Annotated in this window: 11 protein-coding genes; 7 read left to right on the forward strand and 4 right to left on the reverse strand. The window is 72.5% G+C overall.

Going from position 1 to position 12,518, the window contains the following annotated elements; translation table 11 throughout:
• Window positions 1-63 precede the first annotated feature (63 nt).
• The 3 genes from H958_RS0124430 to H958_RS40065 all read left to right on the forward strand — a co-directional run bounded on the left by H958_RS0124430 (window position 64) and on the right by H958_RS40065 (window position 2,634).
• Window positions 64-342, forward strand: a complete 279-nt coding sequence (locus H958_RS0124430; protein ID WP_028060568.1) for a hypothetical protein — start codon at window positions 64-66, stop codon at window positions 340-342.
• A 157-nt stretch (window positions 343-499) separates the two neighbouring features.
• The gene (locus H958_RS40060; RefSeq protein ID WP_051324764.1) at window positions 500-1,948 is read left to right on the forward strand and encodes an alpha/beta fold hydrolase; all 1,449 of its coding nucleotides are present in this window, start codon (window positions 500-502) and stop codon (window positions 1,946-1,948) included.
• Entirely contained in the window at window positions 1,945-2,634 is a 690-nt protein-coding gene (locus H958_RS40065) for an adenine nucleotide alpha hydrolase (RefSeq protein WP_231379365.1), read from the forward strand. Before H958_RS40060 ends, H958_RS40065 begins: the two co-directional genes overlap by 4 nt.
• A 261-nt stretch (window positions 2,635-2,895) precedes the next feature.
• Here H958_RS40065 and H958_RS0124445 read toward each other — a convergent pair whose 3' ends face one another.
• Complete coding sequence (locus tag H958_RS0124445) at window positions 2,896-3,135, reverse strand: hypothetical protein (protein ID WP_028060569.1); 240 nt, start codon at window positions 3,133-3,135, stop codon at window positions 2,896-2,898.
• A gap of 23 nt (window positions 3,136-3,158) precedes the next feature.
• Window positions 3,159-4,643: an MFS transporter gene (locus H958_RS40070; protein ID WP_051324766.1), complete on the reverse strand. Its 1,485-nt coding sequence runs from the start codon at window positions 4,641-4,643 to the stop codon at window positions 3,159-3,161.
• A gap of 125 nt (window positions 4,644-4,768) precedes the next feature.
• Here H958_RS40070 and H958_RS0124455 point away from each other — a divergent pair, with 125 nt between their 5' ends.
• The gene (locus tag H958_RS0124455; protein WP_028060570.1) at window positions 4,769-5,353 is read left to right on the forward strand and encodes a TetR/AcrR family transcriptional regulator; all 585 of its coding nucleotides are present in this window, start codon (window positions 4,769-4,771) and stop codon (window positions 5,351-5,353) included.
• 31 nt (window positions 5,354-5,384) lie between these two features.
• Here H958_RS0124455 and H958_RS0124460 read toward each other — a convergent pair whose 3' ends face one another.
• Window positions 5,385-6,338, reverse strand: a complete 954-nt coding sequence (locus H958_RS0124460; protein ID WP_051324767.1) for a class I SAM-dependent methyltransferase — start codon at window positions 6,336-6,338, stop codon at window positions 5,385-5,387.
• A 130-nt stretch (window positions 6,339-6,468) separates the two neighbouring features.
• Window positions 6,469-8,358, reverse strand: a complete 1,890-nt coding sequence (locus tag H958_RS0124465; protein ID WP_156028256.1) for a hypothetical protein — start codon at window positions 8,356-8,358, stop codon at window positions 6,469-6,471.
• A gap of 147 nt (window positions 8,359-8,505) precedes the next feature.
• Here H958_RS0124465 and H958_RS0124470 point away from each other — a divergent pair, with 147 nt between their 5' ends.
• The 3 genes from H958_RS0124470 to H958_RS0124480 are packed head-to-tail and all read left to right on the forward strand — an operon-like array spanning window position 8,506 to window position 12,508.
• Window positions 8,506-9,435, forward strand: a complete 930-nt coding sequence (locus H958_RS0124470; RefSeq protein ID WP_028060573.1) for a branched-chain amino acid ABC transporter permease — start codon at window positions 8,506-8,508, stop codon at window positions 9,433-9,435.
• A complete protein-coding gene (locus tag H958_RS0124475; RefSeq protein WP_028060574.1) occupies window positions 9,432-11,282 on the forward strand; it encodes an ABC transporter permease subunit in 1,851 nt (616 codons plus the stop codon). Before H958_RS0124470 ends, H958_RS0124475 begins: the two co-directional genes overlap by 4 nt.
• Complete coding sequence (locus H958_RS0124480; protein WP_028060575.1) at window positions 11,279-12,508, forward strand: ABC transporter substrate-binding protein; 1,230 nt, start codon at window positions 11,279-11,281, stop codon at window positions 12,506-12,508. The genes H958_RS0124475 and H958_RS0124480 overlap by 4 nt, the downstream gene beginning before the upstream one ends.
• Window positions 12,509-12,518 lie beyond the last annotated feature (10 nt).

A 12,518-nucleotide genomic window follows, 5' to 3' on the forward strand; every position in this document is an offset into this window, starting at 1 on the left:
ATGTGACACGGAATCGGCGCACGTGACCAAGTTGCGAAACGCGTCGCGCAAGCGGCACTGTCGGTGGCCGACCCGAGCGGCGTCGCGGCCGGTCACCTGGTCAACGGCTCGTTCTCTCTGCCGCAACCGCTGCGGGCCCAGGCCGGCAGCCCCGCCGCGGGCTCGGGCAGCGCGTTGGCCCCGGTCTCGGGCGACCCGCTCGCGCTGCTGAGCTGGAGCGCCCCGGTCAGCCACGACCCGGTGACGATCGCGCTGCGCCAGACGATCGGTGCCAACGACGCGCTGCGCACCGGCAGCTACAGCAAGACGCTGACGTTCACGCTGTCCACCACGACACCGTAGGAGCGTGCACACGTAGGCGGCGGCGCACACGCGCCGCCGCCTACCGACCCGCGCCCCCAGGCCTTCGTGGTGACATCCACGGAGGGCGGCCCAAAAGTCCAAGACTCGTCTTTCGGCCGACGACGGGAGCCGCGCCCGCGGCGAGAATCCCGCTCTCATGCGTGTGCGCAGCCGCCTCGCTGTCCTCGCCGTGGCCGCCGTGGCGGTCGCGGGCGGCGCGCAGGCCGCGATCCGTGCCGGCGCGCCGGCCTGCCGGACGGACGTGCGCTGCGAGGCGGGCCGTCTGCGGGACGGCGCCGCGTGGACGATCCAGATGCCGCGGCGCTGGAACGGACGGCTCCTGTTGTTCAGTCACGGCTTCATCCCGCCCGGGGAGCCGAACGTGCCGGCCGCGGGCGCGATCGATCCTGTCGTCGGCGATCATCTGCTCGGGCAGGGGTATGCGCTCGCGGGCTCCTCGTACGCCTCGGTCGGCTGGGCGGTCGCCGACGCGTTCGCCGACCAGGAGGCCGTGCTGCGCCGCTTCCGGCGCGAATTCGGCACGCCGCGGGCGACGGTCGCGTGGGGCGACTCGATGGGGGGCCTGATCACGGCCGGGCTGCTGCAGCGGCAGCCGCGCGAGTTCGCGGGCGGGCTCGCGATGTGCGGTGTCCTCGGCGGCGCGGTCGCGTTCTGGAACGCGAGCCTCGACCTCGCGGTGGTGTTCAAGACGCTGATGGCGCGCGACCCCGATCGCGCCGTCGCGCAACCGGCGTCCCGGCTCGTGCTCACCGGCATCACCGACCCGCGCGCGAACGTCGCCTTCGCCCGGGCGGCGCTGACCGCGGCGCAGCGGACGTCCGCGGGCCGCGCCCGGACCGCGCTCGCCGCGGCGCTCATCGATCTCCCGGGCGGCGCCGGCGCCGGCTGGGAGCGGGCGCAGTTCCACGCGCTGCGCACCCAACTCGCGTTCGCGTTCGGGTACCGGCGGGAGCTCGAGCGGCGGGCGGGCGGCAACCCCTCCTGGAACGCCGGCGTCGACTACGCCGCGCAGCTGCGCCGCTCCGCCGACCGCGACGAGGTGCACGCGCTCTACCGCGCGGCGGGCCTGGAGCTGCGAGCCGACCTCGCCACGCTCGCCGCCGCTCCCCGCAACCACGCGCAGGCTCGCGCGCGGGCCTACCTGGAGCGCAACATCGTCTTCGACGGCGAGCTGCAGGCGCCGCTGCTGACCCTGCACACGACCTCGGACTGGATCGTGCCGTATCAGCACGAGCAGGCCTTCGCGGCGGCGGTCGCCGGCGCCGGACGTGGGGCGCGGATCCGCCAGCTGTTCATCCGCCGTACGGGACATTGCACGTTCACCGACGCCGAGATGCTCACCGCGCTGCACGTGCTGCTCGCGCGCATCGACCACGGGCGCTGGCCCGACACCACCGCCGTGGCCGCGCTGAATGCCGCCGCTCGCCGCCTTGGCCCCGCCTATGACGGCTTCGCCTCCTCGCGGCAAGCAGTGCCGCTCAAGGCGCCCCCAGCCTTCGCCGCCGCGCGGCCGTCGCCGTTGCTGCGGCAGTTCGACCTGCCGCCGGCCGGCGTCACGTCCGCCGGAACTACGCTGCGGTGGTGATCGCGCTGTCGTGGAGCGGCGGAAAGGACTCGGCACTCGCGTTGCGAGCGCTGCGCCGAGAGCAGGGGATCACGCCTGCGGCGTTGGTGACCACCGTGACGGAAGACTACGGTCGGGTGAGCATGCACGGGGTCCGGCGCGAGTTGGTGCACGCGCAGGCGGATGCGGCCGGGGTGCCGCTCGTGGAGATCGCGATCCCCGCGCTGTGCCCGAACGATGTCTACGAGGCGCGCATGGCGCAGGCGCTGGCCGTCCCGCCGCTCGCCGGCCTGCGCACGATGGCGTTCGCCGACCTCTTCCTGGAGGACATCCGCGCATACCGCGAACAACGGCTCTCCACCGCCGGCTGGACGACGACGTTCCCGCTGTGGAGGCGGGACACCGGCGCGCTCGCTCGCGAGTTCGTCGACGCCGGCTTCCAGGCGGTCCTGGTCTGCGTCGATCCTTCCAAGCTGGACCCGTCGTTTGCCGGCCGCGCATACGACGCGTCGCTGCTGGCCGACCTTCCCGCGCACGTCGACCCGTGTGGCGAGAACGGCGAGTTCCACACGTTCGTGCATGCCGGCCCGATCTTCGATCGCCCCATCCCGATCGAGCGTGGCGAGATCGTGCGGCGCGACGGGTTCGTCTTCAGCGACATCCTCCCGGCTCACGTGGGTGCTCACGCCACGAAGCGCAGGACGTGACGACTGCCGACTCGGGCTGCTGAGCGGCGCCCGCGGCGGGCGGGCGCCTGGCCGCCGCGCCACGACACGCACGCCGCCCGACGCGACCCGGCCACTCGCGTCGCCATGTGCGCAGACCCTGCGGGCACCGCGCGCTTTCGTCCTCCGGGGAATCCGTGCGCCCCCGGGTCGGCGGTTGGAGCGTCGAGAGCTGCCGCGAACCCGGTGAGGGTGAACTACGCCGCCGCCGGCGGAGCCCGGGCGTGCGATCTGCGCGGCCGATCAGGCTCCGAGCTCGCTCGCGACGGGACGACCGCGCCTCGTCAGCACGCGGCTACGGCTGTGGGCGGCGCCGTGCGTTCGTGCCGTCGGCCTGCGCGACGGGGTGGAGACGACACGTTGGCGCGGGCGTGCGGAGCGGGCGATCTCGTCGATGTACGCCGACACGACCGCCTCGGCGAGCACATGTGCGCGGTGGTTGGAGGTGGTGACGCGGTCGGGATCCGTGTCGAGGTGGGACATGAGGCTCCTTGCGGAAAGGGTGGTCAGGCGGCCAGGCGCTCGAGGTCGCGAGCATGCGCGGCGGCGGGCTCGGGCTCGGTCGCCCGGCGCGGGCGCAGCAGGACGAGCGCGCCGACGAGGCCCGCGGCGACGCTGCCCGCGCCGATCACGAAGGCGAGGTGGTAGCCGGCGATCAGCGACTCGGTGAGCGGGTGGTCGGTCGCTTGCAGCGTCTGGGTGCGGTTGGTGGCGATGGTGCCGAGGACGGCGAGGCCGAGCGCTCCGGAGACCTGCTGTGAGACGTTGACGATGCCCGAGCCGAGCCCGGCGTCGGCGGAGGGGACGTCGGCCATGGCGATCGAGAGCAGCGGCATGAACGCGCTGCCGATCCCGAGGCCGATGAGGAACATGGCCACGAAGACGGTCGGGAAGAAGCTCGTGTGCGCCTCGGTGGTGGTGAGCAGGCCGAGGCCGGCGATCACGGTGAGCATGCCGACGATCAGCACGCGGAACGCGCCGAACCGGTTGACCAGGCGGGCGGTGATCCCGAGCGACAGGGCGCCGACCGTGAGCGTCCAGGGCAGGAAGGCGAGGCCGGTCTGCAGCGCGCCGTAATGGCGGACGTGCTCGAGATAGAGCGTGCCGAGGAAGAACGTCGAGTACATGCCGGTGACGAGGAAGCCGCGCACGACGCTCGAGCTGACGAGGCCGCGCAGGCGCAGGATGCGCAGCGGCATGATCGGGTTCTCGATCCGGCCCTCGGTCACGATGAACGCGGCCATCAGCGCCGCGGCGAGCGCGGCGAACTCGAGCACGCGGCTCGAGGTCCAGCCGTGGTCGCTTGCCTGCACGATCGCGTAGATCGCGGTCATCAGCGAGGCGGTGACCAGCACCGCGCCGAGCCAGTCGACACGGCCGCGCTCGGCGCGCGCTTCGTCGGCGGGGATCAGCGCTCGGCCGAGCGCGACGGTGGCGGCGCCGATGGGCAGGTTGACGAAGAAGATCCAGTGCCAGCTGAGGGCCTGCGTGAGAGCGCCTCCGGCGAGCAGCCCGAGCGATCCGCCGGCGACGGCGACGAACACGTACGCGCTCATGGCGCGGGCACGCTCGGCGGGCCGCGGGAACTCGGTGACGATGATGGCGAGGATCACCGACGCCTGCACGGCGGCGCCGACACCCTGGACGAAGCGGGCACCGATCAGCATGCCCTGGTCGGCCGCGAGCCCGCACAGCGCGGAGGCGGCGGTGAAGAGCGTGACGCCCGAGAGGAAGACCCGCTTGCGCCCGAACAGGTCGCCGAGCCGGCCGGCGAGCAGCAGGAAGCTGCCGAACGTGACGAGGAAGGCGTTGATGACCCAGGTCAGATTGCCTTGGGTGAAGTCGAGCTCGCGCTGGATGTCCGGGAGCGCGACGTTCACGATCGTCGTGTCGAGCACGATCATGAGCTGCGCCAGGCAGACGACCCCGAGCGCGAGCCACCGGCGGCGCTCGCTGCTGCTGGATGAGGAGGGGAGGGAGGCTGAAGGCATATGGATTCCGGGGAGGAGGCGCTAAACTGGAGGAACCCTCCGAAACGTAAGTGGAGGGCGCCTCCGGAACCAGAACTATAGCGGAGGTACCCTCCGGTTTGTCAAGCGGATCTCGCCGGAACCCCATGAGCACGACCGACCCCATCGAACACGTCCTTCCCCAGCGACCCAAGCGCGCGGACGCTCGCCGCAACTACGCGAAGGTCGTCGCCGCCGCCCGCGACGCGTTCGCCCAGCGCGGCACCTCGACGTCGCTGGAGGAGATCGCGCGCCGCGCCGAGGTCGGGATCGGCACGCTGTACCGAAACTTCCCGAACCGCCAGGCGCTGCTCGAGGCGGTCTACGTCGAAGAGCTCGACACGCTGTGCCGCTCGGCGTCCGAGTTCCACGCCCTCCCCCCGTGGGACGGCTTCGTGGCCTGGGTGCACGGGCTCGTCGGTTACCTTGCCACCAAGCAGGCGCTGGCCCACGAGCTGCTCGAGTACGTCGACCGTGACGCGCCGTTCTTCCTGAGTTGCCGCGGGATGCTGTTCGCCGCCGGCGAGCCGCTGCTCGCCCGAGCCCAGCGCTCGGGGGCCGTCCGGCCCGACACCAACCTCGCGGAGATCATCCAGATGGTCGGCGGCATCGCGAAGATCCCAGGCGCCGAGGCCGAGCAGATCGAGCACATGCTCCAGATCGCGCTCGACGGGCTGCGCTTCCGACCCTAGAACTCGCGCATCAGCCCTCGAAATCGGCGGGCTACGCCGCTGCTCGGACTGCGAGCACGATGTCCTGGCTCAGTCCCGTCGAGCGGCCTGAGGTCTCGCGGCCGGACCAGGTCCCGTAGTGGATGCCGCCGTCGGTGCTCAGGCCGCGGCGCGCGAACACGTCACGCACGTAGTCCTCGTCGTAGGCGACCGCGAGCTCGGGGACCTTCTCGTCGACCACCGCGCACGGCCCCATGGCGTGCTTGAAACGCGTGTCGCTGCGGCCGGATTCCATCAGCCGGCGCGACTGCGGGTCAAGCAGCGAGTACGTCGCGAAGCAGCGCCCGCCGGGCTTGAGCACGCGTGCGATCTCGTCCACGTAGTGCTCCATGTCGCCCGGAAGCATGTGCGTGAACACCGACGTGAGTACCACGAGGTCGAACGTCGCGTCGGCGTAGGGGAGCTGGTACTCGGAGGGATGCACGCGGCCGTGCGGGTTGTACTCGCCATTGAACACCTCCGCGAGCGTGAAGCGGAAGTTGGGATGGCGTGCGGTGATGTTCTGACGGCACCATTCGATGCCCGGCGGCACGATGTCCAGGCCTTCATAAGTGCCATCCGGGCCGAGCCGGCGAGTGAGCGCCACGGCCAGGCGCCCGATGCCGCAGCCCACGTCGAGCACCGACGAGCCGGGCGTCAGCCCCGCGAGGTCGATCAGGCGCGTCGTGAGCAGTTCCCCGCTGCGCTCGAAGTCCTCCACGGAGCCGACGAACATCTGCGACCGCGGCGGCACCATCGCGGCGCGCCGCCCGACGGCCTTCTCGATGACGTCGGCGGGCATCAGGTAGGCCTTGCGCATCGTCCAACGCAGCGGCCGGGGGATGGCGGGCAGGATCGTGCTCGTGAAGAGCGGTTGGTCGAGCAGGTAGCGCCTGAGCGCGTACAGGCCGTCCGCGACGCGCTCGAGTGCGCCGCGTTCCAGGTCACGTAGGCGATATCCGAGCACCACGCGAACCTCTCAGGATGAGAACCGCATGGTCAAGCAGCCGGTCCGGAAGCGCACACCGCGCAAGGGGCCATCATTGCGAACGGGCTCGCCGGGCGATCGCCCGGCGAGCCCGTCGTCTACCTCTGGGTCACCTGCCGAGCCCGCGCGGGGGCACGGCCGGGTGCTTCTCGGGCGTCGTGTTCTCGGCCTGCTCGATCGCGTCCTTCGACGGGCGACCGAGCCTGACCTCGCCGCCGGTGATCGGGAGCCCCTTGCCGGCGACGTACATGGATTCGTCGAGCTTGTTCTCCTGCGTGCCCACCGCGAATGCGGAGATCGCGTTGCCGGCCTGCTTGCCGCCGGTGATGACGGCCGCCTGCGAGTAGTCGCCGACCATCGGCCCCTGGCTGCTGCGGACGACGTCGGCGAGCGTCATGTGCGCCAGCGTGGTCGCCGTGCCCCACGTCTCGCCGCCGTCGGTGGAGGTGATGTAGCCGACGCTGAGATCGCACTGGTTCCCGCCGGGGTTCGCGAACACGCATGCGGCCGTGGGATAGAAGTAGTAGTACAGGCCGAGGTGCGCCGAGTCACCTGAGGTGGTGGGATCCGCGGCGATGCCCGGGATGAAGTGGTCGACCGTGTTGGCGGTCGTGTCGTCGGCCTCGATCGGGACCCGGGCGGGTGCGCCGAACGCCGGGTCCGGACCGGCGGCGGTCGGGGCGGGCATCACGCTCATCGCGATGTCGTTGGGGGTCGAGCTCACGCTGCCGACGCGGAAGCTGCGCGTCTGCCACGTCAGGTAGATCGCGCCCGCGCCGTCCATCGTCGCCATCGGCAGCAGCGAGGTGCGCAGCTGCCCGGCGGCCGTGTGCGTCGCGGTCATGTTCGGCGTGATCAGCGTGCGGGCGGACCAGCTCGCGCCGCAGTCGCTCGACGTGATGTAGCTGACGCCGCCACCGCCCGCGTATGGGACGACGACGCGCCCGCACGTGCCGGCGGGAGCGCCGGGCGGCGGGGGCTGAACCAGCGGGACGCCGCCGATCGCGCCGGTCGTGCCGGTGGTGTTGTTGGTCGCGACGCCCACCGGCGACCCGGCGGCGTGCGCCTTGGCGAGCGGCGCGGTCAGGGTGATCCCGGTTCCCGCCGCACCGGCGGTGCCGACCGTCTGGATGACGGCAGACTCCTGCAGGCTCCCGCCGCTGGGATCGCGGTTGATCGTGATCGTCTGGCCGGCAGCGAAGCCGGTCACGCTGTTGACCTTGATGTTGGTGTCGCCGGCGTTCGCGGCAGCGGCCAGCGGCTGCTGGCCCTGGACGTCGGACGTGTTGCCGTTGCCCGGCACGGCGTTCGCAGTCTGCGTCCAGGTGTGCCCACCATCGCTGGAGACCTGCATCAGCAGGCGGTTGCCGTTGCCGTTGTTGTCGTATTCGATGTAGCAGTTGCCGTAGCCCGCGCTCTTGGGCCAGTTGTCGCACGTGATCCAGTTCTTGTCGGGAGAGTCGGCGCTCGGCGCCGTCACGTGCGTGGCGATCGGCTGCGACCAGTGCACGGCGTCGCTGGAGAGGTTGACGAACACCGCCGGCACCACCGCGTTGCCGACGAGGCCCAGGGTGTTGATCATCCACGTGGCGTGCTTGGCGTCGTAGGCGACGACCGTGTCACTGCCGCGCGTCAACGGGTAATACGGCGCGTCCGCCGTCGGCGCGGACGGCCCGCCGCCCTGAACCGTGAGCGGCAGCTCGCCCTGCTTCCAGCTCTCGCCTCCGTTGGTGCTGGTCGAGAAGCCGATGTCCGACGCGCCGCCGTCGTAGATACGGCCGACCTGATAGCTCGCGACGATTGTGTCACCCCACGACGCGATCGACGGCTCTTCCTCGCTCGCGTGGTAGCCGATCCCGTCCGCGAACGGGTCCTGGTGGATCTGGTTGAGCTTGAACGGCGGATCCGCCCCGGCCGACCTCATGGTGAGCGGGACGACGATGGCGCCTGCCGTCACGGTCGCGACGACCGCGTACTTCACCGATGCACGGAATTTCACTCCGTACCTCCTCTAGGACCCCTCCGGAGCTCTCCGCCGGAACGAGCGAAACTTAACCAGCAACCTTGACCGCATGCAAGTGAGTTGTCATCGCCCGTTCATACACATGTGACTCTCACAAAAGCGCCACCGCTTAGGCTTCGGCTCGTGAGCCTGGCGCTCCAGATCCTGGTGACCGGGCTCGCGTCCGGCGGCGTGTATGGGCTGCTGGCGTCCGGGTTGACGCTCGTCTATCGATTGACCGGAGTAGTGCACTTCGCGCTGGGCGAACTGGTGGGGCTGGCGGTGTTCGTGACGCTGCTGGTCGCGGCCGGCACGGGCCCGGTGACGCAGACGAGCGTCGGCGGCGGGCGCTTCGCGCTCGCCCTCGCGGCCGGCTTCCTGGCCTGCGCCGCAGCCGGAGCCGCGACCTACGCGGTGGCGGTCCAGCCGTATCTGGCACGCGGCTCGGCGATCGGCTCGGTGGTGGCGACGCTCGCCGTCGGGGCCGCCGTCCACGCCGCGCTGCAAGCGAGCTTCGGGCGCCCGGCGTACGTGTTCCCGGACCCGCTGCCGTTCCGCCGCATCGGGCACGAAGGCATCGTCGACGTGGGCGGCGCCGCGATCCAGGTGCGCGCGTTCTTCGTGCTCGCGGTCGCGCTCGCGCTGGCGCTGTCGGCGAGCTGGATGCTGACGCGCACACGCACCGGGCGCGGCCTGCGGGCGATCGCCGAGGACGTCGAGGGCGCGCGGATGGTCGGCGTGCCGGTCGACCGGCTCGTCACGCTCGCGTTCGCGCTCGCCGGCGCGATCGCGATGGTGGCGGCGGTCGCGGCCGCGCCGAGCGCGGCGTTCTCCGCCGACAGCGGCACGCTGCTGGGCATCAAGGGACTCGTCGCGGCGGTCGCCGTCGGCTTCCACTCGCCGCTGCGCGCGTTCGCCGCCGGCCTCGTGCTCGGCATCGCCGAGTCGGCGATCGCCGACGGCACGATCGACGGGAACGGGCTCGGCCCGCGCTTCGCGGTGCTGATCCCTGTCGTGCTCGCCCTGGTCGCGGTCGAGCTGACGCGCAGGCGCGCGCCGGAGCCCGCAGAATGAGCGCGCTCGGGCGCACCGGCGTCGAGCTGCGGCGCGCGGCCCGGGGCGCGCGGGCTTCCTGGGGCCTGCGCGCCACGCTGGCGTGCGCGGCCCTCGCGGCTGCGGCGATCGTGCCGCCGGCGACGGGGCTGCTCGGGAATCTCGGGCAGCTCGCCGGCCACCTGTATCTCGCCGTCGCGGCGGTCGGGCTCGGCTTTGCCGTCGGCGTCGCGGGCGTGCCGTCGTTGGCCCAAGGCGCGTTCGTCGGCATCGGCGCGTTCGCGAGCGTGCTCGCGCGGCTGCATCTCGGCTTGCCGCTCGCCCCGGCGGCCGTGCTCGGCGCGCTCGCCGCCGGCGCGGCCGGCCTGCTCGCGGGCGTCGCGACCGTGCGCCTGCGGCCCGCGCTGATCGCCGTCGCGACGTGGCTGCTGTCGTGGCTCGCGCTGCTCGCGCTGCAGGCGTTCCCGTCGGTGTTCGGCGGCTCCGAAGGGCTCGCGGTGGCGCCGGCGCTCTCCGCGGCCGGTCACTACGCGCTGGCGCTGGTGCTCCTCGCGCTCGCCGCGCTTGCATTCGTCACGCTTACACGCGCGCCTGTCGGAATGCGCATCGCGGCCGCCCGTGATCGGCCGGCGGCCGCCGCGGCGGCCGGCGTGCCGGTCGCGCGCCTGCGGGTCCGGGCCTGTGGCCTCGCGGCGCTGCTCGCGGGCCTCGCCGGGGCGCTGAACGTCGACGTGACGGGCGTCGCCGACCCTGCCGCATATGGCCCGGATCTATCGCTGGAGCTGCTGGTGGCGGTCCTGATCGGTGGAGCGGCGAGCGCGCTCGGCGGCCCGGCCGGGATCGCGTTGCTCGCGCTCGTCGCCGCAGCCGGCCGCTCCGCGGCCGGGTTCTCCGACCAGCTCGCGGCGTGCTTTCAGACGATGATCGCCGCGCTTGTCGTCCTCCTGCTGCTTCCCGAGGACCCGCGCGGGCTGCTGCCGGCGCTCGAGCGGCATCTCCTCCGCGTCACGCGCCGCGACGGCGCGGCGCCGCCGCCGTCCCGAGACGGCGCGGCCCCGCTGCCGCCCCGGGAGGGCGCAGCGCCATTGCGCGCGCGCGGCCTGGCCAAGCGCTACGGCGACACGGTCGTGCTCGCCGGTCTCGACCTCGACGTCGAGCCTGGCCACGTCCACGCGCTCGTCGGCCTCAACGGCTCCGGGAAGACGACGGCGCTGCGCGCGCTGGCGGACACGCTGCGCCTGGACGGCGGTCGCGTCGAACTGGGCGGCGCTGACATCACCGCCGCGCCCGTGGCGCGTCGCGTCGAGCTCGGGATCGTGCGCGCGCTGCAGGCGACCGCCGTATTCGGCGAGCTGAGCGCGCTCGAGAACGTCGTCGTGGGCGTCGCGACGCGCGCCCGCCATAGCGGCATGGCGCGCTCGATCGCGGCGACGCCGCGCCAGCGCGCGGAAGCGCTCGCGCTGCGCGCGACGGCTCGCGAGGCGCTCGTGGCGGTCGGCCTCGGCCCTCGCGCGGACCAGCCTGCCGACGAGCTGTCGGCGACCGAGCAGCGGCTGCTGATGATCGCGATCGTGCTTGGCACCGATCCGCGCGTGGTCTTGCTCGACGAGCCGTCGTCGGGCGTCGGCGCGGCGGAGCTGCCGCGGCTCGCGGACGCCGTGCTCGGACTGCGCGACCGTGGCGTCGGAGTGCTGGTCGTCGAGCACAACCTGCGTTTCGTAGCCACCGTCGCCGACCGCGTCACCGTGCTCGACGCCGGCCGCGCCATCGCCGTCGGAGCGCCCGCCGAGATCGCCCGCGACCCGGCGGTGCGCACCGCCTACCTCGGCCGCTTCACGCTGTCGGGCGAAGTATCCTCGCCGCGATGAAGCTCGCCGGGGCGGCGCTCGGTCTCGCGCTCGCGGTGTCGGCCTGCGGCGGCCACCAGCCCGCCGGGGGCCGCGTCGCGCTGATCGCCGTCAATGCGCCGTTCTCGCGCCAGTCGGCGCTCGGGGAGCAGATCGCGCGCGGCGTGTCGCTCGCCGCGGCGCAGATCAACGCGGCCGGCGGGATCCGGCTCGCCGGCGGCACGTACCGGCTGCGCGTGAAGCGCTACGACAATGGGCTCTCGGCGGGAACAGCGGTCGCCAACGTTCGCCATGCAATCGCCGATGGCGCGGTCGCGATCGTCGACGAGGGCACCGGCGCCGAGGCGTCGTGGCGGGAGGCCAATGCGGCCGGCGTGCCGATCTGCATCGTCCATCAGGGCGCCGCGAACCTCGTCGACCCGAGGACGCGCCCGAACGTGTTCCGGATCGTGCCGACCGACCACGGGATCGCGCTGCGCTTCGCCGAGTACCTCGCGCGCATTCACGTCAAGCCAGCGATCCTGTACGACGACTCGGCGTACGGGCTCGGCGGCCGCGACGCGCTCGATGACGCGTTCTCCTATTCGTCGAAGGCGATCGCCGCGAAGATCGCCGTCTCGGCCGACGCGTCCGACCTCTCCGCCCCGGTCCTGCGCGCGCGGCGGGCGAACCCGACCGCGCTGCTCGTGTGGGGCGGGCCGGCGACGATCGCGGCCGCAGTGCGCGCCGCCCGCGTCACCGGCTGGGCGGTGCCGATCTACGCGCCGCCGGATGCAGCCGACCCGGTCGTGCGCGAGGAGCTGAGCGAGCATCCCGATTGGGTCGACGGCCTCACGTTCGCTGACGGCCGGCTGACCGCCGAGGTCGGTCCCGGCCCGTTCGAGACGTACCTGGCGATGTACGACACGGCCTTCGGCGCGGACCGGATCGGGGTCAAGAACGCGGCCGGGCAGCCGGTGAGCGCGCTGCCGGAGTACGCGATGTATGCGTCGGACTTCGTCAACCTGCTCGCGTCGGCGATCCGGCAGGCCGGCGGAACCGACGGCCGCAAGCTGATCGCGGCGCTCAACCAGGTCAGCGTGCGCGGCGCCAACGGCGACGAGCGCGGATTCAACGAGAACTACCACGAAGGCGTCGTCAACGACGACGTCTACTTCGCCGCCTTCCACGACATGACGTTCCGTGCGGTCAAGGACGATCCGCTGTCGTCGACGCTGCCGGTACTCACGCAGGTCGCCCCGCGGTGATGCGAGTCGT

This window comes from Candidatus Solirubrobacter pratensis (assembly GCF_000425945.1).
Taxonomy (GTDB): Bacteria; Actinomycetota; Thermoleophilia; order Solirubrobacterales; family Solirubrobacteraceae; genus Solirubrobacter; species Solirubrobacter pratensis.